The 23,180-nt window shown below is 72.9% G+C and carries 17 protein-coding genes, 1 tRNA gene, 1 pseudogene and 1 riboswitch; of the genes and pseudogenes, 8 read left to right on the top strand and 11 right to left on the bottom strand.

What is annotated here, in order from left to right; translation table 11 throughout:
• Window positions 1–243 precede the first annotated feature (243 nt).
• On the bottom strand, window positions 244–792 hold the full coding sequence (locus tag KYY02_RS27785; protein WP_371242600.1) for a MarR family winged helix-turn-helix transcriptional regulator: 549 nt from the start codon (window positions 790–792) through the stop codon (window positions 244–246).
• 123 nt (window positions 793–915) lie between these two features.
• On the opposite strand from KYY02_RS27785, the gene KYY02_RS27780 reads away from it, so the two are divergent.
• Window positions 916–2,190 (top strand): MFS transporter, encoded by a 1,275-nt coding sequence (locus KYY02_RS27780; protein ID WP_371242602.1) that lies wholly within the window; start codon window positions 916–918, stop codon window positions 2,188–2,190.
• 58 nt (window positions 2,191–2,248) lie between these two features.
• Here the strand turns inward: KYY02_RS27780 and KYY02_RS27775 are convergent, their stop codons facing one another.
• The gene (locus tag KYY02_RS27775; protein WP_371242598.1) at window positions 2,249–3,898 is read right to left on the bottom strand and encodes an ATP-binding SpoIIE family protein phosphatase; all 1,650 of its coding nucleotides are present in this window, start codon (window positions 3,896–3,898) and stop codon (window positions 2,249–2,251) included.
• 172 nt (window positions 3,899–4,070) lie between these two features.
• Window positions 4,071–5,450, bottom strand: coding sequence for an NAD(P)/FAD-dependent oxidoreductase (locus KYY02_RS27770; protein WP_371242596.1), 1,380 nt, complete (start codon window positions 5,448–5,450; stop codon window positions 4,071–4,073).
• A 378-nt stretch (window positions 5,451–5,828) separates the two neighbouring features.
• Here KYY02_RS27770 and KYY02_RS27765 point away from each other — a divergent pair, with 378 nt between their 5' ends.
• Window positions 5,829–6,578 carry a TetR/AcrR family transcriptional regulator gene (locus tag KYY02_RS27765; protein WP_371242594.1) on the top strand — a complete coding sequence of 250 codons (750 nt, stop codon included), beginning with the start codon at window positions 5,829–5,831 and terminating at the stop codon, window positions 6,576–6,578.
• A gap of 529 nt (window positions 6,579–7,107) precedes the next feature.
• Here KYY02_RS27765 and KYY02_RS27760 read toward each other — a convergent pair.
• A complete protein-coding gene (locus KYY02_RS27760; RefSeq protein ID WP_371242590.1) occupies window positions 7,108–9,234 on the bottom strand; it encodes an asparagine synthase-related protein in 2,127 nt (708 codons plus the stop codon).
• A 717-nt stretch (window positions 9,235–9,951) separates the two neighbouring features.
• Between KYY02_RS27760 and KYY02_RS27755 the strand changes: the two genes are divergently transcribed.
• The 4 genes from KYY02_RS27755 (at window position 9,952) to KYY02_RS27740 (ending at window position 15,192) form a co-directional block, all read left to right on the top strand.
• Complete coding sequence (locus KYY02_RS27755) at window positions 9,952–11,376, top strand: NsdA family TPR-like regulatory protein (RefSeq protein ID WP_371242586.1); 1,425 nt, start codon at window positions 9,952–9,954, stop codon at window positions 11,374–11,376.
• Between the two features lie 54 nt (window positions 11,377–11,430).
• Window positions 11,431–12,687 carry an L-2-hydroxyglutarate dehydrogenase gene (lhgD, locus tag KYY02_RS27750; protein ID WP_371242582.1) on the top strand — a complete coding sequence of 419 codons (1,257 nt, stop codon included), beginning with the start codon at window positions 11,431–11,433 and terminating at the stop codon, window positions 12,685–12,687.
• A gap of 298 nt (window positions 12,688–12,985) precedes the next feature.
• The gene (gene trmB, locus KYY02_RS27745; RefSeq protein WP_371242580.1) at window positions 12,986–13,840 is read left to right on the top strand and encodes a tRNA (guanosine(46)-N7)-methyltransferase TrmB; all 855 of its coding nucleotides are present in this window, start codon (window positions 12,986–12,988) and stop codon (window positions 13,838–13,840) included.
• Window positions 13,841–13,869: 29 nt separating this feature from the next.
• On the top strand, window positions 13,870–15,192 hold the full coding sequence (locus tag KYY02_RS27740; RefSeq protein WP_371242578.1) for a PrsW family intramembrane metalloprotease: 1,323 nt from the start codon (window positions 13,870–13,872) through the stop codon (window positions 15,190–15,192).
• Window positions 15,193–15,295: 103 nt separating this feature from the next.
• Here the strand turns inward: KYY02_RS27740 and KYY02_RS27735 are convergent, their stop codons facing one another.
• From KYY02_RS27735 to KYY02_RS27720, 4 genes and pseudogenes are all read right to left on the bottom strand, one after another.
• Window positions 15,296–16,312 carry a M23 family metallopeptidase gene (locus tag KYY02_RS27735; RefSeq protein WP_371242576.1) on the bottom strand — a complete coding sequence of 339 codons (1,017 nt, stop codon included), beginning with the start codon at window positions 16,310–16,312 and terminating at the stop codon, window positions 15,296–15,298.
• A 12-nt stretch (window positions 16,313–16,324) separates the two neighbouring features.
• Window positions 16,325–16,482, bottom strand: a riboswitch (cyclic di-AMP (ydaO/yuaA leader).
• 320 nt (window positions 16,483–16,802) lie between these two features.
• A tRNA-Met gene (locus tag KYY02_RS27730) sits at window positions 16,803–16,876 on the bottom strand.
• A gap of 64 nt (window positions 16,877–16,940) precedes the next feature.
• Window positions 16,941–18,074 carry a dihydrofolate reductase family protein gene (locus KYY02_RS27725; RefSeq protein ID WP_371242574.1) on the bottom strand — a complete coding sequence of 378 codons (1,134 nt, stop codon included), beginning with the start codon at window positions 18,072–18,074 and terminating at the stop codon, window positions 16,941–16,943.
• A gap of 75 nt (window positions 18,075–18,149) precedes the next feature.
• A pseudogene (locus tag KYY02_RS27720) lies at window positions 18,150–18,419 on the bottom strand (LuxR C-terminal-related transcriptional regulator); the annotation flags it as partial.
• A gap of 225 nt (window positions 18,420–18,644) precedes the next feature.
• Between KYY02_RS27720 and KYY02_RS27715 the strand changes: the two are divergent.
• Together KYY02_RS27715 and KYY02_RS27710 are read left to right on the top strand one after the other, a co-directional pair.
• Window positions 18,645–18,911, top strand: coding sequence for a DUF3040 domain-containing protein (locus tag KYY02_RS27715; RefSeq protein WP_371242572.1), 267 nt, complete (start codon window positions 18,645–18,647; stop codon window positions 18,909–18,911).
• A gap of 1,445 nt (window positions 18,912–20,356) precedes the next feature.
• A complete protein-coding gene (locus KYY02_RS27710; protein ID WP_371242570.1) occupies window positions 20,357–20,716 on the top strand; it encodes a hypothetical protein in 360 nt (119 codons plus the stop codon).
• Window positions 20,717–20,818: 102 nt separating this feature from the next.
• Here the strand turns inward: KYY02_RS27710 and KYY02_RS27705 are convergent, their stop codons facing one another.
• The 3 genes from KYY02_RS27705 to KYY02_RS27695 are packed head-to-tail and all read right to left on the bottom strand — an operon-like array spanning window position 20,819 to window position 23,124.
• Window positions 20,819–21,127 (bottom strand): SCO5918 family protein, encoded by a 309-nt coding sequence (locus KYY02_RS27705; protein WP_371242568.1) that lies wholly within the window; start codon window positions 21,125–21,127, stop codon window positions 20,819–20,821.
• A 50-nt stretch (window positions 21,128–21,177) separates the two neighbouring features.
• Entirely contained in the window at window positions 21,178–21,582 is a 405-nt protein-coding gene (locus KYY02_RS27700; RefSeq protein WP_371242566.1) for a CBS domain-containing protein, read from the bottom strand.
• 45 nt (window positions 21,583–21,627) lie between these two features.
• The gene (locus KYY02_RS27695) at window positions 21,628–23,124 is read right to left on the bottom strand and encodes a DEAD/DEAH box helicase (protein ID WP_371242564.1); all 1,497 of its coding nucleotides are present in this window, start codon (window positions 23,122–23,124) and stop codon (window positions 21,628–21,630) included.
• Between the last annotated feature and the right edge of the window lie 56 nt (window positions 23,125–23,180).

The raw sequence follows: 23,180 nt of genomic DNA, 5'->3' as shown, positions 1-23,180 counted from the left end.
CCTTCGCGGCCGTTGGGCCGTTCCGACGTCTCAAACCTTAGCGGACTCGCTTCGCGTTCCTCAAATCGAGGAGTGGAATTGAATTCGGGCACGCCGAAATCTTTCCCGCTGGGAGATCGTGCTGAGGTTGAGTGCCGCAGTCGCGGCGGAAGGTGTCACCGAAGAACCGTTACGGCCCCGTGGCAACCCGAAGAACCCTACGGATCAGCCAGGGTGCTGTCAAGCGTCCCTGGCCAAGATCTTTCAGTCCAGGTCGCTGAGGCGTCCGCCGGCGTCCGGCTGGGCGTGTTCCACCCGGCGCAGGAGACGGGTGAGGACCTCGCCCAGCGTCACCCGCTCGTCCGGGGCGAGGTCCTGGAGGAGGTCCTCCTCGAAGACAGTGGCGAGGCGCATCGCCTCGAGCCACTTCTCGCGGCCGGCGGAGGTCAGCTCCACGATCACGCGAACCCGGTTGGTCTCGTCCCGTTCCCGGTTGACCAGCCCCTCGGTGACCATGCGGTCGATCCGGTGGGTCATGGCGGCCGGGGTCAGCCCCAGGCGCTTGGCGAGGTCACCGGGTCCCATGCGATACGGGGCGCCGGAGAGGACGAGGGCCTTGAGGACCTCCCAGTCGGCGTTGGTGATGCCGAGTTCGGCGGTCTGACGGCCATAGGCGACGTTCATGCGGCGGTTCAGGCGGGACAGCGCGTTGACGATCTTCTCGACCTGGGGGTCGAGGTCCTGGAACTCGCGCTGGTACGCGGCGATCTGCTCTTCGAGTGTCGGCTCGCCGAGGCCGGAGGTGTCGCCCATGGCCGCAGTATGGCACGCCTCCTCTTTGCCTTGAAGTCCTTCCCTATGTAGTCTTTAGCATCGAACTTTAGGTTCTAAGTCTTCACTCCTAACTGCTTGAGAGAGGTGAACGTGACCAGGGCGATGGGCGCGGCGATGCGCCGGATCCACGTGGGCAACGCACTCAGCGCGTTCGGACTGGGCTTCACGGTCCCGTATCTGTACGTCTACGTGGCGCAGGTGCGAGGGCTGGGAGCCATGACGGCGGGTCTCGTACTCGCCGTCTTCGCCGTGGCCGCGCTGATCGTGCTGCCGTTCGCCGGACGGACGATCGTCCGGCGCGGCCCGCTGCCGGTGCTGCTCGTCGCCCTGGTCACGGCCGCGATCGGGGCGCTGGGCCTGGGCCTGTCGAGTGGGGCGGCGACCGTGCTGCTGTCGGCGACGGCGCTGGGCGCCGGGCAGGCCGTGATGCAGCCGGCGCTCGCGACGATGATCGTGGACTGCTCGACCATGGAGAACCGGTCGCGGGCGTTCGCCACGCAGTTCTTCCTGCAGAACCTCGGACTCGGTGTCGGCGGTCTCATCGGCGGTCACCTCGTGGATCCCACGGAAGCCGGCTCCTTCACGCTCCTCTTCGCGATCGAAGCGGTGATGTTCCTGCTGCTGGTCGTGGTGATGGCGACGGCACGGATGCCGCGCGCGCCGCGTCTCGAGGGCGCTCCGGCGCAGTCGGCCAAGGGCAGCTGGAAGCAGCTGCTGGGCAACCGGGCCATGGTGCAGCTGTGCGTGCTGGGCTTCGTGCTGTTCTTCGCCTGCTACGGACAGTTCGAGTCGGGGCTGAGCGCGTACGGTGTCGAGGCCGCCGGGATCTCCACCTCCGCGCTGGGAACGGCCCTGGCCGCGAACACCCTGGTGATCGTGGTCGCGCAGTTCGCGGTACTGCGGTTCGTCGAGCGGCGCAAGCGCTCGCGCGTGATCGCGTCCGTGGGGCTGATCTGGGCCGTGGCGTGGGCCGTCGCCGGGTACGCGGGGCTGGGGAACGGGAGCCAGACGATGGCGACCGCCGCGTTCATCTCGACGTACGCGCTGTTCGGGCTCGGCGAGGCGATGCTGTCGCCGACGCTCGCACCGCTGGTCGCCGATCTCTCGCCGACCGGGATGGCGGGGCAGTACAACTCGGCGTTCGCCCTGGTGAAGCAGCTCGCGCTGGCCGTGGGTCCGGCGGTGGGCGGGCCGCTGGGCGCCTCGCTGCACGCGCCGTACATCGTGATCTTTCTGTTGTTCTCGCTGGGGATCACGGTGCTGGCAGCGCGGCTCGGCCGGCAGCTCACGGACGTACAGAACCAGCCGTCGGCGGTGCGGAGCCGTGTGGTGGCGCAGGGGGGCGCGGCAGCGGGGCAGGCTTCGGCACACGCCTGATCCACACGCTCCGACCTCGCGCTTGCAGGCCTGTGTGCTACTGGACCGCCCGGCTCGGCTACGAGCCGGGCGTCTTCGGCAGGAGGAACTCGCACCAGACCGCCTTGCCGCCGCCCGGGGTGCGTCTGCTGCCCCAGCCGGAGGCGATCGTCGCGACGATGGCGATGCCCCGGCCGGACTCGTCGCCGGGTTCCGCGCGGCGGCGCCTCGGCAGGTGGTCGTCGCCGTCGGTGACCTCGATGATCAGACGGCGGTCGGTGCGGCGCAGCCGCAACCGCATGGGCGGGGTGCCGTGCTGGAGGGAGTTGGCGACCAGTTCGCTGGTGGCCAGGACGCCCAGGTCGTGCAGCTCGACGGGGAAGCGCCAGCTGGTCAGCACGCCGGAGGCGAAGGCACGCGCGCGGGGGGCCGCCTCGACCCCTCCGAGCAGTTCCAGTGCGGCGTTGCGGAAGAGCTCCCCCTCCGCGCCCTTGCGGGCGGGATGCTGGAGCACCAGGACGGCGACGTCGTCGTCGTGGTCCGGGGTCACGCCGGCCGAGCGGACCAGGCGGTCGCAGACGACCTGGGGACTGCCGGTGGCTCCGGCCAGGGCGCGCTCCAGGGCGGCGATGCCCTCGTCCAGGTCCTCGTTCCTCCGTTCGACCAGGCCGTCCGTGTAGAGGACGGCCGTGGAGCCCGGGCAGAGGGGGACGGAGCCGGACGCGTGCATCCAGCCGCCGGTGCCGAGCGGGGGGCCGGTCGGTTCGTCGGCGCGCTGGACGGCGCCGTTCTCGTCGCGGACCAGGATGGGCAGGTGGCCGGCGGAGGCGTACACCAGGCGGCCCTCGTTGGGGTCGTGGATGGCGTACACGCAGGTGGCGATCTGGTTGGCGTCGATCTCCATGGCGAGGCCGTCGAGCAGTTGGAGCACCTCGTGCGGCGGGAGGTCGAGCCGCGCGTAGGCCCGTACGGCCGTACGGAGCTGTCCCATGACCGCCGCCGCGCGCACTCCGCGTCCCATGACGTCGCCGATGACCAGGGCGGTGCGGCCGCCGCCCAGGGTGATCACGTCGTACCAGTCGCCGCCGACGGCGGCCTCGGTGCCGCCGGGGTGGTAGGTGGCGGCGACGCGCAGGTCGTCGGGTTCCTCCAGTTCCTGGGGGAGGAGGGAGCGCTGGAGGGTGACGGCGGTCTCGCGCTGACGGCGTTCGCTGGCGCGCAGGCGTTCGGCGGCCTCGGCGTGGTCGGTGACGTCGGTGGCGAAGACGAGCACCCCATGGCCCTCGACCTCGGTGACCGGGGTGCAGGTGAAGGTGTAGGAGCGACCGTCGGGGGCCTTGCGGGACTTCACCGTGCGGGGCTTGCCGCTGCGCAGGACCTGGTCGAGGAGGGGCAGCAGGCCGAGTGCTCCCAGTTCGGGCAGCGCTCCGCGCGCGGGGGCGCCGACCGGGCGGACACCGAAGGCCGCCGTGTAGGCGTCGTTGACGTAGGCGATGCGGTGGTCGGGACCGTGGACCAGGGCGACGAGGGAGGGGACGTGGTCCAGGACCTCGCGCGCCCCGAGCTCGTCGACGGTGGGCACGGCCGGTAGGTCGCCGGTGAGCTGTTCGGCGCGGGCCCCGGGCACGGAGCCCTCTCCCCGCCGGTCCGGGGTGACCGCCTGTTCGTTCCGCGCTGCGGCGCGGCGCTGCGTTCCGGGGAGCCGGGCGCTCCAGCGCGTGAAGTTCACGAATCCTTGCCTCGTGTAGTTGTCGGCGGCCGGAAACCGGGACCGGCCGGGGCCCCGGGGCCGCACCGGGGCGGGTGGGGACCCGCCCGCGGTCGTGGACCAGTCTGGCAGGGTGCCGACCGGGCCGACATCCGTCAGACGCCGGTCCGTCCGGTGGAGTTCCTGAGTTCGGTCAGGACGACCCCTTCGGGTTGCGCGGGGGGTCCTGGGAAGGCTTTCCACCGGCTGCCAGTTCGAACTCCGCACGGGGGTGCTCGAGTGAACCGAGTGAGACGACCTCCCGTTTGAAGAGCCCGGCGAGCGTCCATTCGGCGGCCACCCGCGCCTTGCGGTTGAAGGTCGGGACGCGGCTGAGGTGGTAGGTCCGGTGCATGAACCAGGCGGGGTAGCCCTTGAGCTTGCGCCCGTGGACCTGGGCGACGCCCTTGTGCAGGCCGAGGGAGGCGACGGAGCCGGCGTACTTGTGGGCGTACGTCTCCAGCGGTTCGCCCCGCAGGGAGCGGACCACGTTGTCCCCGAGGACCCGCGCCTGGCGGAGCGCGTGTTGCGCGTTGGGGGCGCACTCCCGTCCGGACTCCCCCGCGGTGACGTCGGGGACGGCGGCGGCGTCCCCCGCGGCCCACGCGTGCGCGGCCCCGTCCACGGCCAGCTCGGCGGTGCACTTCAGCCGCCCCCGCCCGTCCAGCGGCAGATCGGTGGCCGCGAGGACGGGATGCGGTTTGACCCCGGCCGTCCACACGACCGTACGCGTGGGGAAGCGCGACCCGTCGCTGAGCACGGCCACCCGGTCGGCGCAGGACACCAGCCGGGTCTCCAGGCGCACGTCGATGTTGCGCCGGCGCAGTTCGGTGACGGCGTACCGGCCCATCTCCTCCCCGACCTCGGGCAGGATCCGCCCCGACGCCTCGACGAGGATCCACTTCATGTCCTCGGGCCGGATGTTGTGGTAGTACCGCGCGGCGTAACGGGCCATGTCCTCCAGCTCGCCGAGCGCCTCGACGCCCGCGTAGCCGCCCCCGACGAAGACGAAGGTCAGGGCGGCGTCCCGGAGGGCGGGGTCGCGCGTGGAGGAGGCGATGTCCATCTGCTCGAGGACGTGGTTGCGCAGGCCGATGGCCTCTTCCACCGTCTTGAACCCGATGGCGTGGTCGGCGAGGCCGGGGATCGGAAGGGTGCGCGACACGGAACCGGGCGCGAGCACCAGTTCGTCGTAGGCGACCTGCCGCCCTCCCGTGCCCTCCTCGTCGGTGGCGAGCGTGCTGACGGTGGCGGTGCGGGTGGCGTGGTCGATGCCGGTGGCCTCGCCGGCGACGACGTGGCACCGGCCGAGGACACGGCGCAGCGGTACGACGACGTGCCGAGGGGAAATGGCGCCGGCGGCCGCTTCGGGGAGGAAGGGCTGGTATGTCATGTACGGATCCGGGGTGACGACCGTGACCTCGGCCTCGCCCCGCCCGAGTTCCCGTTTCAGCCTCCGCTGGAGGCGCAGGGCCGTGTACATCCCGACGTAGCCGCCGCCGACAACGAGAATGCGCGCACGTTCCTTCACCATCCCATGACGCACCCGTCGCTCGCGTTTGTCCACAGCCCCTGCGGATTGTGTGACCGGGAGGCCCGCACACCCCGGGTTGGCCGATTTACCGGCCCTGGCGGAATCCTCACAGGTCAACAGCGGTGAGACTGCCCACACGCAGGGGTACATTCAGGACGTACGCGCCCCGTACTCCGATCGGGGGGCGCTCCGTGCGGAACCTGCCCCTTCTGAATTGACTCCCTCTCAACTATGTTCGTCTGTCGACGGGGTGCAGGGAAATGTGCTCATCGGGCTCGCGACGGGCGGGACCGACAGGCCGGACCTGTTCCACGCACCCCGGCCATCGATGACGGGGAGAAGTCTCCGGGGGGAGACGTCATTACCGGGGGAACACATATGCATGTTCAGGACTCTCATTGGTCCTCGGCTCTCGCGGCCGGCGCGACGGTGAACGCGCCCACGGGCGGCGGGCGCCCGGACGGGGCGCGCACGACACCGCTGCGCGTGGACGCCCAGCGCAATCTGGAGCACGTGCTGCGGGCCGCACGGGAGGTCTTCGGCGAGCTGGGCTACGGCGCGCCGATGGAGGACGTGGCACGCCGGGCACGGGTCGGCGTGGGCACGGTGTACCGGCGCTTCCCGAGCAAGGACGTCCTGGTGCGGCGGATCGCCGAGGAGGAGACCTCCCGGCTGACCGACCAGGCGCGGGCGGCGCTCGGCCAGGAGGACGAGCCGTGGGCGGCGCTGTCACGCTTCCTGCGTACGTCGGCCGCGTCCGGCGCGGGGCGGTTACTGCCTCCGCAGGTGCTGCGGGTGGGCGTGGCGGAGGAACACGGCCTGCCGGACCACGCGCGGTTGCCGCAGCAGCGGACGCAGGCGGCGGGTGAGCTGCGGCTGGTGCCGCAGACGGCGGTCGCCATGGCGACGGAGGGCGACGCGGGGGCCGCGGAACTGCTGGATGTCGTCGGGCAGTTGGTCGACCGGGCGCGGGCCGCGGGTGAGCTCCGGCCGGACGTGTCGGTGTCGGACGTCCTGCTGGTGATCGCGACGGCGGCGCCGTCCCTGCCGGATGCGGCGCAGCAGGCTGCGGCGTCGACACGGTTGCTGGACATCCTGCTGGAGGGTTTGCGCTCACGCCCGGCGTAGGGGGCATCGGCCTGGTGCGGGGCATCCCGGTGGGTTCGCGGTGCGCCCCGCGTTCCCCTCGGCCCGCGCTCGCGAAGTGCGGCGCGGGGGTGCGCGCCGGGGGCGGTCTGCGCGGCCCGGCCTTCACGGGATGCCCGGCGTTGGTGTGGGCCCGGGGGTGTGCGCGCGGCCCGGCGCCTGCGGGACTCCTCCCCCGCTTTCGGCTTCTCCCTCACTCCCGGCTTCGCTCGAGCGGGGGACCCTCACGAGCAGGCGGCGCCCCCGTCGTCCTGGGGGGGGACGCCTCCCATGCCTTCAAGGCGCTGAGGGAGACACGACGGGACCCGCGGAGCGCGGGAACGACGACAGGCCACCGCGTACGGCGGGAAGGGGACGGGACGGGATGGCCGCCCGCAGCGGCCGGCGCGTCCGCACCCCGCACCCCCACCGACAGGTGTGACCCGCGCCGGTCCGAGGACGGACACCCCCGACACGGCCCCACTCCACCCGCCGACCACAGACGCCGCCCGAGCCACACCGCGGGAGAACCTCAACGGACACCGCCCGCGCCGGCGCCCAGGGCTCCGCGCTGGGGGGCGATCCCGCCCGGGACCGCGCGCTGGCGGGCCGGGGTGCCCGTCCAGCAGGTTCCCCTGCGGGCCAGCAGGCGGCGCAGCCACACCTCCAGGGCGACCAGGTCCGCCAGGCCGTCCAGTGGCAGCGGCTCGCCCTCCGCCGCGCCCCGCAGTGCCTTCCGCACCACCCGCGCCTCGACCAGTCCCGCCTCCGCCAGCAGCGGCGTGTCGAACAGCGCCACCAGCGAGTCGACCGCCACCCGCAGCCCTGTCCGGGCCGCTGCCGCCGCCGAGCCGGCGGCCCCGGGAGCCCCCCATCCCGCCGGCAACTCCCGCACCCCCGCCCCCTCCAGCACCGACCGCAGGATCGACGCCCGCGCCCCCGGCCGCACCCGCAGCGCCTCCGGCAGCGCCCGGCACGCCCGCACGACCTGGTTGTCGAGGAACGGCGCGTGCAGCCGCTGGGAGCGGACCTCGGCAGCCTGCTCCAGCACCCGCAGATCCGCCGCGTGCCGGGCCAGCGCCGCCCGCGCCCGGAAATCACCGGGCCGCTGCCCCGGCCCCACATCGGACCGCCGCGTCGACGCCTGCAGGCGAACCGATACTTCAGCCAGTGCCTCCCCCGTCAGCCAGCGCGCCGCCGGCCCGGGCCGCCCCCAGGTCAGCGCGGCCAGCGAGGCGTCCGCCGCACCCGTGGTTTCCTCGTCGTCCAGCCGCCGCTGCAGCAGCCGCTCGGCAAGGCTCTCCAGCCCCGCCCGGTACGGCGTGCGCGCCAGCCGGCGCGCCGCCGCGTACACGCGCGCGGTAACCATCACGGACCCGTCCGCCCTGGCCAGTGCGGCCACCGGCCGGACCAGATGCCGCCGCTTGCGGTCCATCAGCAGATCGGCCAGCCGCGCCGGGTGCGCGTCCAGCACCTGCTTCGCCCCGTATCCGGTGAAGTGGTCCGCGCTGCCCGCCGCCAGCCGCGCCCGGTGGCGCGCGGCCGACACCAGCGAGGGTCCGGGCTCGTCCGTCAGCGGCCCGCCCAGATCGACGTACGGGAGCATCGACTCCGCACCGGTCACCACCACGTGGTGCAACCGCGGATTGGCGGCCAGCGTCCCCGCACGCTCCAGTTCGTCGTCGTCCCGCCCTCCGCCGGCCCCACCCGCGAGATCGTTGAAGGTGACGGCCAGCAGCCGCTCCCCCGCCCCCGTCCCGTGCCCCAGCACGGTCCCCGGCATCCCGGGCAGTCCTGCGGCCAGCAGCGCCAGCGCCCCGGACGCCGGTCCCCCGGACAGGTCGGCCCCGATCCCCGGCACGGGCGTGCCGCGGGCCGCCCGCCGCTCGGCGGGCCCCATCCCGGGTACGGGCCCGGGGTCGATACCCGCGCCGGGGACGTGCCGGGGCGCGGCCAGCCTCGTCCGTACGGCCTCGACCAGCGCGTCCCGCACGGCGTCCACCGCGTGGTCCGGGTCGGCCGGCGGCGCGGCGACGGCGAGCGAGGCGACGGGTTCGTACCCGGCGATCTCGCGCGCCCCGGCGCGCAGGATCAGCGCGTGCCCCGGCGGAATGCGTTTCACACCGTCGTACGGGGTGGAGTCGTGAAGCGCGGCCGGCACGTCGGGAGCGGCGAGCAGCGCGGCGAGGTGCCCGAAGTCGAGGTTGGCCTCGATGAGGTCGGCGAGCGGCAGCGCGGCGGTCGCGTACGCCGTACCGCCCGACCACGGGGTGTGAAAGACCGGCCGGGCGCCGGCGAGATCGCCGCACACGGTGATCCGGCGCCCCACCTGCACGACCGCCGTGTAACTCCCCGGCCAGGCCGTCAGGTGCCGCAGCGCCCCGCCCCGCGCGGCGAACAGCGCGACGCGCAGTTGCTCGTCGGAGGCCCCGCACGTGCCGAGCACGGCGATCCGGGTCTGCTCGTCGGCCTCGACCACCCGCACCTCGTCGGGACGCCAGTCGCCGACCGCCCAGAGCGGGTCGGGGTCGCCCCACAGCATTCGGGACCCCACGGGGTGCACGGTCTCGCCGTCCACCCCGGTGGCGCCGGCGGAGCCGGTGGGGCCGGACCCCATGGCTCCGGCGGCGGTGCTGCTCCACCCCACCAACCACCGCATCGCCGCCTCCACAAGCTGTGGACAACCAGTGCACCGTACGAACCGGTTCCCCATGCTGCCATGAAGGAGGCGCTCAGGAGGGGTGCCGGAGCCGTGTGCGCTCCGTCGAACGCGCCCCGGCGCAGACACGCGCCCCGCTTCGAACAGGTGCCCGCCACAGCGGGGTCACCGTACCGACGCCATGCAACCGGCTCCGCGGCCGCGACACGAATGCGCCCCCATAACGCGCCCCTTTAAACCTCCGACACGCGGTCAATTGCCAGGTTAGAAGCGGTGATACACCCGAAAGAGGGGAGTAGATTTTCAGCCAAATCGGAGCGGTGAGACCTACCTCGAACACGCTCCGTACAGGCTCTCGCACCGCTGGACGCTCGCACGGTCCGGGAGGCGGAGCACGCCTCCCGGACCGTTCCGCCGCCCGCGGGGATGAAGGCGGCGGTGTCCCCCAGCCCACTGGATCCAGTACAGCGGGCCGACCCACGCACAGCCCATGGAACCGATCCCGCGAGGGCCGGAGGAGAGCGCACGCACGGGCGCACGGCCACATGCCAGGAGCGCGCCGCAACTGCGCGTATCGGACCCGTACCTCAGTACGGACCACAATCCCGCCATCCGGAAGAACGCCCCTTAACGCTTGGGATGCGGCGAACTACGCTGGGTTTACGAATGCCGCGTGGTTATGCCAGCGCGGCAGCCGTCTGTGTCGAGGGGTGGCGCATGTCCAGGGAGCAACGCGGGCCGAACGAAAAGCTCGGCACCGTTCTCGCCCTCGCGGGAATCTCCAACGCGGGCCTCGCGCGACGCGTCAACGACCTTGGCGCACAGCGAGGACTGACGCTTCGCTACGACAAGACGTCGGTGGCGCGCTGGGTGTCGAAGGGCATGGTGCCGCAGGGCGCCGCTCCGCACCTGATCGCCGCCGCCATCGGCCAGAAGCTGGGCCGTCCGGTGCCACTTCACGAGATCGGCCTGGCGGACGCGGATCCCGCACCCGAGGTGGGCCTCGCCTTCCCCCGTGACGTCGGACAGGCGGTGCGCTCCGCCACGGAGCTGTACCGGCTGGACCTGGCGGGCCGCAGAGCCGGCTCCGGCGGCATCTGGCAGTCGCTCGCCGGGTCGTTCGCGGTGAGCGCGTACGCGACGCCCGCCTCGCGTTGGCTGATAACCCCGGCCGACAGTTCGGTGGCGCGTGAGACGAGCCCCTCCGACGGCTCCGGCGCACCGGCCAAAGTCGGCCACAGCGACGTGCGGAAACTGCGGGAGGCCGCCGAGGACGCCCGGCGCTGGGACTCCAAGTACGGCGGGGGCGACTGGCGTTCTTCGATGGTCCCCGAATGCCTCCGGGTCGAGGCGGCCCCGCTGCTGCTCGGCTCCTACTCCGACGACGTCGGCCGGTCCCTCTTCGGCGCGGCGGCCGAACTCACCCGTCTGGCCGGCTGGATGGCCTTCGACACCGGCCAGCAGGAGGCCGCCCAGCGCTATTACATACAGGCCCTGCGTCTGGCCCGCGCGGCGGCCGACGTCCCGCTGGGCGGCTACGTGCTCGCCTCGATGTCCCTCCAGGCGACCTACCGCGGCTTCGGCGACGAGGGCGTGGACCTCGCCCAGGCCGCGCTGGAGCGCAACCGGGGTCTGGCCACCGCCCGCACCCTGAGCTTCTTCCGCCTCGTCGAGGCACGCGCGCACGCACGCGCGGGGGACGCCCAGGCGGCCGGGGCAGCCCTGAGATCTGCGGAGAGCTGGCTGGAGCGCTCCCGCCCCGGCGACAGCGACCCGACCTGGCTCGGCTTCTACTCCTACGACCGCTTCGCCGCCGACGCCGCCGAGTGCTACCGCGACCTGAAGGCGCCCCGCCAGGTCCGCCGCTTCACCGAGCAGGCGCTGTCCAGTCCGACGGAGGAGTTCGTGCGCTCGCACGGACTGCGCCTGGTCGTCTCGGCGGTCGCCGAACTGGAGTCGGGCAACCTGGACGCGGCCTGCGAGCAGGGCGTCCGCGCGGTGGAGGTGGCGGGCCGCATATCGTCCGCCCGCACCACCGAGTACGTCAAGGACCTCCTGCACCGTCTGGAGCCCTACGGCGACGAACCCCGCGTGGTCGAACTACGTGAGCGCGCCCGTCCGCTGCTGACGACCACGGCCTGATCCGGATCGCGGCACGAACCGCCTCCCGGGTTTGAAGGCGTTGTCAGTGGCGCAGTGCACTATCGGACGCGGGAGGTGGTGCGGGTGGTGACGCGGCGGTCGTACGACTGCGACGTACTGGTGATCGGCGGGGGGATCGTCGGCCTGTCGACGGCGTACGCGCTCACGCGCGCGGCGCCGGGCACGCGGGTCACGGTGCTGGAGAAGGAGTCCGGCCCCGCCCGGCACCAGACGGGCCGCAACAGCGGCGTCATCCACAGCGGCGTCTACTACCGCCCCGGCTCGCTGAAGGCCCGGTACGCGGTGTCGGGCGCGGCGGAGATGGTCGAGTTCTGCGCGGAGCACGACATCCCGCACGCGGTGACGGGCAAGCTGATCGTGGCCACGGCCCGTGAGGAGCTGCCCCGGCTGCACGCCCTGGTCCAGCGCGGCCGGGAGAACGGCATCGCGGTCCGCGAGCTGTGCGCCGCACAGCTCGCGGAGTACGAGCCGGAGGTCGACGGCCTGGCCGCCATCCACGTCGGCACCACCGGTGTCTGCGACTTCACCGCGGTCGCCCGCCGGCTCGCTCAGGCCGCGCGGGCGGCGGGCGCGGAGATCCGTTACGGGGCGCGGGTGGTACGCGTCGACCGCCGCCCCGACCGGGGAGTCGCCGTCCTGACGGCCGCCGGCGACGTCGTCCGCGGCCGGGTGCTGGTGAACTGCGCCGGTCTGCACTGCGACGAGATCGCCCGCCGCACCGGCGACGAGCCAGGCGCCCGCATCGTGCCGTTCCGCGGCGAGTACTACGAGCTGGCCCGGCCGGAACTGGTGCGCGGCCTGGTCTACCCGGTGCCCGACCCGGCGTTCCCCTTCCTCGGCGTCCACCTCACCCGGGGCGTCGACGGCGGCGTCCATGTCGGCCCCAACGCGGTCCCGGCGCTGGCCCGCGAGGGCTACGACTGGCGCACGGTGCGTCCGCGCGAGCTGGGGGCGACGCTGGCCTGGCCGGGCTCCTGGCAACTGGCCCGCCGCCACTGGCGGTACGGTACGGGCGAATTGCACCGCTCGCTGTCCAGGGAGGCCTTCACCCGGGCCGTACGCCGGCTGCTGCCCGCGGTGCGGGAGGACGACCTGGTGCCGACGGCGGCCGGGGTGCGGGCCCAGGCGGTGCTGCGGGACGGCACTCTGGCCGACGACTTCCTGATTCAGGAGACCGCCCGCGCGGTCCACGTACTGAACGCCCCCTCACCGGCGGCGACGGCCTCCCTGCCGATCGGCCGCGAAGTCGCGCGACGCACGCTGGCGGCACTGGAGACGGCGGGGCGCTGAGCCACCGGGCGGCCCCGGGCTCCGGACAGACCCCGGGCGGCCCCGGGAGCCGGGTGGACGCCGACGTCGGCCCTGGCCGCTCCCACCGGCTCCCGAACGAGCCGCGCCCCCGCCCGGGGCACCCGTGTTCCCTCCCCGGCCCCGACGCCCGCTCCCCGCACCGCGGATACCGGCACCGCGGATACCCGCACCGAAAAGAGCCGACCCACCCGAAAACCGGGCAAACCATCCACCCGGCACGGAACCGCCCCGGTCCCGCCCGGGGACTCCGTGCGCTCCCCGTAAAATCGGAGGCACTGTGTCCGACACCGTTAACGCTTCCGAAGCCCTCCGTCCCGCCTCCGGCCAGGATCCGCCGCACACGCCCGGGGCATCGGTCCGCCCTGCCCGGACCAAGGGGGAGCCCCGATTCCCGGACGGACCGAAGGCGGATCCCGCCGGGTCGCACTTCGAACGGCGGATCCGGAGCTTCCAGCCGCGGCGCAGCCGGGTGACCGCCGGGCAGGCGGACGCCCTGCAGCGGCTGTGGCCCGCCTGGGGCTTCGACATCGACGGCAGCCGGCGCCTCGACCTCGCGGAGTTCTTCGGCAACGACCACCCCGTCGTCCTGGAGATCGGCTTCGGCATGGGCGAGGCGACCGCTCGGATGGCCGCCGCCGACCCGGCCACCAACATCCTCGCCGTGGACGTCCACACGCCCGGCCAGGGCAACCTGCTCAACCTCGCCGACCGGCTGGGGCTGACCAACGTACGGGTCGGCAACGGCGACGCGGTCATCCTGCTGCGCGAGATGCTCGCCCCCGGCTCCCTCGCCGGGCTGCGCGTCTACTTCCCCGACCCCTGGCCGAAGAAGCGGCACCACAAGCGGCGGCTGATCCAGCCGGAGTTCCTCACCCTCGCCGCGACCCGTCTGGCGCCGGGGGCGGTGCTGCACTGCGCCACCGACTGGGAGCCGTACGCGGAGCAGATGCTGGACGTGCTCACCGCGCACCCCGACTTCGAGAACACCCGGGCGGACGGCGGTTTCGCGCCGCGTCCCGCCTCCCGGCCGCTCACCCGTTTCGAGGGGCAGGGACTGGAGAAGGGGCATGTCGTGAACGACGTGCTCTTCCGCCGCGTACCGCGGGAGGAGCAGACAGCAGACCGAGCCTGACACCAACCCGCCTCGTGAGGGCCGATTCCTTGGTCACCAGTCCTCCGTGCCCGGCGCCTCCCGGCGCGGCCCCCGGTGGAGCGCCGCGGCACGTGTACTGGTGGCAGCGGCCCCCGGTCCGGTACGGCGCGCCGATCGCGCTGCTCGCGCTGTCCGGTCTGGTCATCCTCGCGCTGGTGCGCGAGCAGACCGGGACGCAGGGGTTCCTGGTCGGGCTCGGTCTCGCCGTCCTGCCCGTGCCGCTGCTCGTCGCCGCCTTCCGCTGGCTGGACCGGGTCGAGCCGGGACCCTGGCGGAACCTGCTGTTCTCCTTCGCCTGGGGCGCCTGTGCGGCGGCGCTGATGGCGATCGTCGCGAACAGCTTCGCCACCCGGTGGATAGCGACGGCGACCGCCGACCCGACCGGCGCCGACACCCTGGGCTCGACCGTCATAGCGCCGGTGGTGGAGGAGTCCGCGAAGGCCGCGGCCGTCCTGCTGGTGTTCCTGTTCCGCAGACGCGACTTCACCGGGATCCTCGACGGCGTGGTGATAGCCGGGGTCACCGCGACCGGCTTCGCGTTCACCGAGAACATCCTCTATCTCGGCACCGCCTTCGGCACCGACCGGCTCACCGGCGACAGCGGCATCACCTCGGTCACCGCGGCGACCTTCTTCGTCCGCATCGTGATGTCGCCGTTCGCGCATCCCCTGTTCACCGTACTCACCGGGATCGGCTTCGGCGCCGCCGCGCTGTCCGCGGACCGGCAGCGGGCCCGGCGTGTGCTGCTGCCGCTGGGCGGGCTGCTCCTCGCGATGGGCGTGCACGCGCTGTGGAACGGCTCCTCGACGTTCGGCCGGTACGGCTTCCTCGCGGTGTACGCGACGTTCATGGTGCCGGTGTCCGGGCTGCTGACCTGGCTGGCGGTGTGGACGCGGCAGCGGGAGCTGCGGACCGTGCGGGCGGAGCTGTCCGCGTACGTGGCCGCCGGGTGGCTCGACGCGGCGGAGCCGTGCGCGTTGGGTTCGATGCGGGCGCGGCGCGTCGCCCGGCAGTACGCGCGCCGCTGCGGCGGGAGGGCGGCGGCACGGTCGGTCGCCTCGTACGAGGCGTACGCGACGTCACTGGCGTTCCTGCGGCACCGGGGGCGACTCGGACGGGCGGGGCCGGACTTCGTCGCCCGGGAACGGGAACTGCTGCTGGAGCTGTGGCACCGGCGGGGAGCGGCCCGGCCGGCCCTGGAGCACGCGGCCCGCGTCACCGCGCCCCGGGCTCCGGTCGCCGCGGCGCCGTGGACGGTGTACGGCGGCTACGGGCCTCCGCCGTACGGGCCCCCGTACGGCGCTTACGACCCGGGCGCCCGCCGGTTCTGACCGGTGCGCCGCGCACCGCCCCGGAAGACACCCGACCGGCAGCCCTGACGTCGGGGGGCGTCGTCGGGACTGCCGGGATCCGGGGCGTACCGGGTCCGCTCGCTCAGACGGTGAGGCCCTTGCCGCGCAGCCACGCCATCGGGTCGATGCCCGCGGCGGAGCCGCCGGGGTGGACCTCCAGGTGGAGGTGGGCCCCGGTGGAGTTGCCGGTGGAGCCGACGCGGCCGATCACATCACCGGTGTTGACCTTCTGGCCGACGCTGACGCTGATGGAGGACTGGTGGGCGTACCAGATCTCGGTGCCGTCGTCGAGCGTGAGCACGGTCTTGTAGCCGTAGGAGCCGTCGTAGCCGGCGGAGGTGATCGTGCCGGTGTGGACGGCCTTGATCAGCGTGCCCGTGGGGGCGGCGAAGTCGAGGCCGGTGTGCTGACCGGAGGACCAGTAGGCGCCGGCCTGGCCGAAGGTCGAGGTGACGGTGTACGAGGAGGTCGGCAGCGCGTACTGCTTGGCCAGCTCGGCGAGGCGCTCGGCCTCGGCCTTCCTCCTGGCCTCCTCCTCGGCCTTCTTCCGGGCGGCCTCGGCCTTGGCCCTGGCCTCCTTCTCCGCCTTGGCTGCGGCCTCGGCGGCCTGCTTCTCGGCGGCGGCGACCGCCTCGGCCTCCGCCTTGCTCTCGGCCTGGGCCTGCTGCTGCTCGACCTGCGCCATGATCCGGGTGCGCAGCGCCTCACCTGCGTCGGACGCGCCCTGCTCGGTGTCGGCGGCGGTCACGCCGAGGGTGCTGAGGGGGGTGACCGGTTCCTCGGGGGTTTCCTCGTCGGAGACGAGGGAACCCACATCAGGAAGGTCGGGCATGGAGATCGACACCGGCGGCTTGCCGGTCTGGGCGCTCGCCATGCCTCCGGCGCCGACGGCCGCTATGACGCCGACACCCAGGACGGTGGAGCTGCGGGCGAGTCCTCCGCCGCGCTGCTTGGAGACGCGGTGCCGGCCGCGTACGGGACGAACGGACTCCGCGGTGGGGTTCCACTCCTCGAAGGGGCCCTCGTCGGCGTCGCTGCCGTAGGCGAAGGTGTCGCCCGGCTTGAACGGGACCTCGGGGGCAGGCGGGTTGGACGCCACGTGGGCGCGCTCCTTTCCTTCCGTCTTCGCCTACCGGGTTAGCTGACGGGTTCGGAGCGGGAAGGTCTCCTACGCGCGTATACGGGCCGTGTGGACACGGCGGTATTCACGCGATTCACCCCATGGTGGTGGTTCCCCGGTTCCCTCGCGGGATTCGGCGCGTGCGCACGGAGCCGCCTTCTGTGACGGCTGGGACGACCGCGCTGCGTTATCGAACGTTAATAGACGGGAGGGCCGGATTCCAAGCCGTTCCTCTTGATCATTAACGGTTTTCGAGGGTACTTAAGCACTACGAGAGAACAAAAACGGACGAGTTGACCGCCCCTCGGGCGATGGGTAGTTTCTGACCGTTCGTCAGTTGTTATGCGCTGCGAGGTGGCTCACTCACGGTGGGTGAGAGCAGGGAGACGGGCAGCGAGGAAGCGGGGAAACGGGGAAGCGGAAAACACCGAGGGCCGGAATCCCTTGGATTCCGGCCCTCGGCCTTCAGTAGCGGGGACAGGATTTGAACCTGCGACCTCTGGGTTATGAGCCCAGCGAGCTACCGAGCTGCTCCACCCCGCGTCGTTGAGACCACTGTACGCCATCCGCGGGACACAGCGCACATCCGTTTACCGGCGGCCCGGTTTCAGCGGCCGAGCAGATGGCCGTTCGGCGCCTTGGCGCGGTCCTCGTACTGGGACAGGACGACGACGGTGGCGCCCTCGCCGGTCAGCACTCCGGTGCCGTCGGCGCCCGCCACGAACGTGTCCGGCTCCCGCCAGGCCGTGACCACCCGCCGCACCCCCGCGTCCAGGATGAGCCGGGCGCAGGGCGCCGGCCGGGACGCGCGGCGGGCGCAGGGCTCCAGGCTGGAGTACACGGTGGCGGTGGCGAGTCGGGGGTCCGCGGGATCGGCCTTGGCCAGCGCGGCCTCCTCCGCGTGCACCACCGGGTCGGCGCCCTCGCGGGAGTGGCCGCGCGCCAGCTCCGTGCCGTCGGCGGCCACCACGACCGCGCCCACGCTGAACGCCGTCTCCGAGGGCGGGCACTCGGCGGCCAGCTCGCAGGCGAGGGCCAGCCAGTGGTGGTCGGCGGCGGAGGGCAGCGGGCCGGTGCCGGGGGCGGTGGGCTCGTAGCGCATCAGGACGACGTCGCCGACCGGGCGGCTCTCGACCAGCCGCAGCCGCCCGCCCGGGTAGGAGCCGGGGCCGAAGAGGCGGGGGGCCTCCGGGTCGCCGACGAACAGGGGCGCGAGGACCAGCTGGAGCTCGTCGGCCAGTCCTTCGGTGAGGAGCTGGGTGTGGACCGTGCCGCCGCCCTCGACCATGAGCCGCCGGACCCCGCGCTCGGCGTGCAGATGCTCCAGCAGCCGCCGCCAGTCGAGCCCGGTGCCGAGCGGGACGACGTCGGCGTCGAGACCGAGGGCGCGGGCGCGCCCGGCGCCCTCGTCGGTCGTGTAGAGGACCTTCTCGCCGCCGGTGTGCCAGAACCGGGCCGTCGGGTCCAGGTCGCCGGAGCCGCTGACGGCGACCTTGAGCGGGTACTCGGTCCCGCCCCCGGCGAGGCGGGCGGCACGCCGCCCGGGCGAGTTGACCAGCAGCCGGGGGTCGTCGGCGCGAATCGTGCCGGCGCCGACCAGAAGGGCGTCCACGGACGCCCGTACCTCGTCGACCCGGTCGAAGTCGGCCGGACTCGACAGCAGCAGTCGCTCCGGGCCGGTGTCGTCCAGATAGCCGTCGAGGGAGACGGCGGCGGACAGCAGGACGTACGGGTGGGGCATCGGTTCCTACTTCCAGGGGCGGGCGGGCCTGTGGGCGTCCAGTCTGACAACGGGCGCGCCGGCCCCTGCGCCGGTTCAGGGCTCGACCAGCCCCTCGCGGACGGCGTACCGGGTGAGTTCCAGACGGTCCTTCAGGCCGAGTTCGGCCGGCAGGTCGGCGCGGTGCCGCTCCACGGTCCCGGAGCCGATGACGAGGAGACCGGCGATCTGCTGCGAGGTCCGACCTTCGGCGACCAGCTCCAGGATCTCCTCCTCGCGGCCGGTGACCGCCCTGGCCGGCAGGGCGCGGCCCTTCCACGCGAGGTCACGGTGGTCGTGGATGAGGGCGTTGACGGCGCCGGGGTGTACCGCAGCGGACCCGGGGCGGACGGGGACGGTAGCGGGCGGCGGCGGTGGGCGACGCTGAAGTCCGTCGCACCGGACGGGTGATGACGTCGGCGGGCGGGCAGACTCCTTCGTACCGTGCCGAGTTCGCGGCAGGCCGACGGTCGAACCGGTGACGCCCCGGTGTCACGGAGCGACGGCCGTCGACGGTGCCACCGGGCGGCCGCCCCCTGGGAAGGAGGAGCCGTGCCCCAGTCCGACGACGAGCGCCTGGTCGACCCCGCAGCCCGTCTCGAACACGAGGGTCCCCGTCTCGTCCGCTCGCTCTCCGAAAGCCGTCCGGCCCGCCTCCGTGATTACCGGCGCACGAGCGCCTGGTGCGCACTGGTCATCGGGGTGGTCATGCTCGCCGCGGGCGTCGTCGTCCCCGCCGGCCTCCTCATCGCGGCGGGCCTGGTCCTCGCCGGGATCGCCGCGCAGCTCCTGGCCCCGGACCGGGACGAGCGCCCGTGAGATGACGCGGCGCCCGAGCCGACGGAAGCCGGTTCGAGCGCCGCGCAGCAGGTCAGGGGTGAGGTACCGCTCCTGCGAGCCGCAGGCCCGGGGACTTGGTCTCATGACCACCGGCCTGCGCCGGTGTGAGGTCCGCCGACACCGGCGGGCACGCTCGCCTCGGACCGCGGCCGGTGGACCGGACGACCGGCCGGCGCGGCGGTGTGCGGTGGGTGTCGCCGCGCCGGGCTTCCTCGAGTTCTCCGCGCCGGTCTCCCGGGTTGCCGATCCGGCATGGACCTCGACCGGGGCGGCCCGGTCGACGAGTTCACGCCCACGGGCCGCGACGCGCAGTCGGTGGCGGGAGGAGCGACGGCGTCCGCCCCCGGGGCACGGAGGTGTGCTCGGTCGCGCTCCACCGATGGCACGGAGAAGACCGGGTGGCGCGGAGCCACTGGGCGGCCCGGCCCGTCGTGCGGCCGGAATGGCCGTCGGGACGGGCCGGGCGGCTCGTCCGCTGTCCTCCCGTCCCTGCGTGGAACGCGCGGAGGGGCCTTGGTGCCGTACGGCACCAAGGCCCCGAAGGAACTGCAACACCATCTGCCGGCCCTAGTACTGCGCCGGCCTTCTCTTTCCGCACGGCCGCCCGATACTCCGACGGGGGTGCGGGGATTGCGGATGCGTTACCGGAGACCACCTGCCTATCGATGTCCTGCGGCACCCGGGCTCGCTCTTCCCACCCGGGCGATCCTGATGGCGCTCCACTCCTCCGTTCTTCCCTCTGAACCAATCGCTTGCAGACGGGAACCGCGTACTGCTTGTCCCGCTGATACCGCGACCGCGTCGGCCGCGGCCCTGCTCACGGCGGCCCCTCACCACTGCGGGCCACCCGGTCCGGTCGTCAGTCCCGTCGCCGCCATACGACCACCTGGCTTCGAAACTCCACCACCGCACCGTCATGCGTGTACCACTGCCCGGCAGTTCGTGTCTGCCAGGCCTTGCTGGATCTCGACTACGAAAGAAATCGTAATCACGCGATCTGCGAATGTCTACTCCAGCAAGCGCAGATTTTGGCGCGTCCGGCGATGAGGTGTCTCCTTGGGCCGTCTGCGCATCCTCGGGGGCGGTCCGCGGCTCGGACCCCGCGCACGGGCGGGCCCCCGGAGCCGGCCGCCGGGCTTGCCGTGATGCCGTCGGCCGGCGCGGCGCCTACGCTTCTCACCCCACCGCCCCGGCCGTCTCCGGTGCTCGTCACCGACGCCCCTGCACCGCGGGGGTACGCACTCCGGAACCGACGGCCCACCCGTTCACCACCGAGGCGACCGTCCACGCCCCCGGCCCGCAGACACCACGCCTGCGCCCCCTGGCCTGTACTGCGGTACCGGGGCCGTGGGCGTCCCGCCCCGCCCGGCGGTAGCGCCACCGCCCGAGCCGCCCGTCCGGACCAGCGCATAGAATGCGATCCCATGCCGAAACCTGACGAGCTGATCGTCGACATCGCCGCCCTCGTGGAGTCCGGGCAGAGCAATCAGATGTCCTTGACCGTGGTCACCGGCGGTGCCGTCGTCACCGGTCGCCTGGCTCCCGAAGCCGTGTGGCGGCAGAGGGTGTCGGAGGTGCTGACGGACTCCGCCCACCTGGGCGATTTCTCCGCCGTCTTCGACACCCCCGCGAAGAAGGACGGCCCACCCACGCATCTGCACTTCCACGTCGCGCGGATCCTTCAGGGCACGGTGGGGATCCCGGAGACGGGCGGTATGTACCGCATCGCGATCGAGGACGTCAGTGCCTGGACCGTGGGCGACTTCAGCTACTCCGACCACTGATCCGCCGCCGCGTCGGGAGCGGCACGCCACATGGTGAGGGCCCTACCGGCATGTGCCGGTAGGGCCCTCACTCCTTCGTCCGGCTCCCGCCGGTCCCGCCGGTCAGTCGGACGAGGGGGCGCCGAGCATTGCGGAGGCCCGCTGCAACGGGCTCTCCATGCGCGCGGGCGCGGCCCCGGGAAGGGCGCGACAGGTGAAGCCGAGCCGGGACATGGCCCGCAGGACCTCACCGGCACTGAAATCGCGGCGGTCCTGACGGGTGACGACCTCGCCGACCTGTTTGACGGGGTAGTGGCGTCGTCCGATGATCACGGACTCGCCGGTGACCGGTTCGGGCTTGACGCCCTTCATCGAGTCCAGCACGCCGCTCCTGGTCAGGTCGAACGGGAAACGGGCGATGACGCAGCGCATGATGCCTCACGGGGAGAAGGGGGGACGGAGGCCGACCGCCGTGAAGCGGTTCAGCGGGAGAGAGCCAGAACACCCAGAGCGTTGCCCTGTTCGTCGACCACGGGCAGGGCCCCGAGCCGACGGTGCCGCATCGCACGCTCGGCCTCGGCCCTCGTGGTCAGCGGCGAGGCGAAGGGAGCGATGACGTCGGCGATGTCACGCAGACAGATCCGGTCCGTGTATCCGGAGCCGTCACGAACGGCCGTGAGCCGGGCCCGGGTGACCAGGCCGGTGCACAGACCGTCGTCGTCGCAGACGACCAGATGCCCCGTACGGGCGGCGGCCATCACGGACAGGGCCACCTCCACGGTCATGTCCTCCCAGACCTGCGGTCCGGCCGCGTCCATGGTGTCGGCCACCGTACCGTGCACGTGGCGGGTGCTCACCGGACGGAACTGCATCTGGACCAGCGTCAAGGGTGCCTCCTACGGAGATGGTCCGGCTTCCTGATCACGAAGGTTCTATGCCGCCGTACCGACGGTCGACTGCCGTACGGACGCGCGGCGCGCCGCCGAGGCGGGACGGCGTCGGCCGCGTGAGGTCGCGCCGCGCTTCTTGGGGCGTTCGGACACGGGTGCGGTGATGACGACCGGAACGCCGGAGGGGGTCTGGGCGCCGGTGATGCGGTGCAGGGCCTCCCCGCCGACGCTGACCTGGGTGGTCTGCGGGACGATGCCGGCCGCTGCCATGAGACGGGTCATGGCGCGGCGCTGGCTCGGAACGACCAGGGTGACGACGCTGCCGGACTCGCCGGCGCGGGCGGTACGGCCGCCGCGGTGCAGGTAGTCCTTGTGGTCGGTGGGCGGGTCGACGTTGACGACGAGGTCGAGGCTGTCGACGTGGATGCCGCGCGCCGCGACGTTGGTCGCCACCAGCACGTTGACGTGCCCGGTCTTGAACTGCGTCAGCGTGCGGGTGCGCTGCGGCTGTGACTTCCCGCCGTGCAGGGCCGCGGCCCGCACCCCGCTGTTCAGGAGGTGCTCGGTGAGGCGGTCGACGGCGTGCTTGGTGTCGAGGAACATGATCACTCGGCCGTCCCGCGCCGCGATCTCGGTGGTGGCCGTGTGCTTGTCGGCGCCGTGGACGTGCAGCACGTGGTGCTCCATCGTCGTGACCGCGCCCGCCGAGGGGTCGACGGAGTGCACGACGGGGTCGCTGAGGTAGCGGCGCACGAGCAGGTCGACGTTGCGGTCGAGGGTGGCGGAGAACAGCATGCGCTGGCCCTCGGGGCGGACCTGGTCGAGAAGGGCGGTGACCTGCGGCATGAAGCCCATGTCGGCCATCTGGTCGGCCTCGTCGAGGACGGTGACGGCGACCTGGTCCAGCCGGCAGTCGCCGCGGTCGATGAGGTCCTTGAGACGTCCCGGTGTGGCGACGACGATCTCGGCGCCCCCGCGCAGCGCGCTCGCCTGCCTGCCGATCGGCATCCCGCCCACCACCGTGGCCAGCCGCAGCCTGACGGAGCGGGCGTACGGGGCGAGCGCGTCGGTGACCTGCTGCGCCAGTTCCCGCGTCGGTACGAGGACCAGTCCCAGCGGCTGCCGGGCCTCGGCGCGCCGCCCGGCGGTACGGGCCAGCAACGCCAGACCGAAAGCGAGGGTCTTGCCGGAGCCGGTGCGGCCCCGGCCGAGGACGTCCCGCCCGGCGAGGGAGTTCGGCAGGGTCGCGGCCTGGATCGGGAACGGTACGGTCACGCCCTGCGAACCCAGTGTGGCCAGGAGTTCCTTGGGCATGTCGAGATCGGCGAAGCCCTCCACGGCGGGAAGCGCGGGAGTGACCGTCTCGGGGAGGGCGAACTCTCCCTGGACCGCGGCAGGCCGGCGGCCGTAACCGCCGGAACGGCTCGAGCCGCCCGAACGGTTCGGGGCCGACGAACCGAATCGGCTGCCACCCCTTCCGGAGTCGGCACCACCCCTACGGGTACGGGCGAAGCGGTCGTTCGTACGTGTGCGGTTCATGCGGAACCTTCCTCGATGCGGCACATATCAAGGAACTTCCCGCAGCGATGAGCAGC

It is taken from the genome of Streptomyces pimonensis, from assembly GCF_041380215.1.
Lineage (GTDB): Bacteria > Actinomycetota > Actinomycetes > Streptomycetales > Streptomycetaceae > Streptomyces > Streptomyces pimonensis.
Note: the sequence above shows the minus strand (reverse complement) of the source record. Positions and strands in the feature narration are given on the sequence as shown.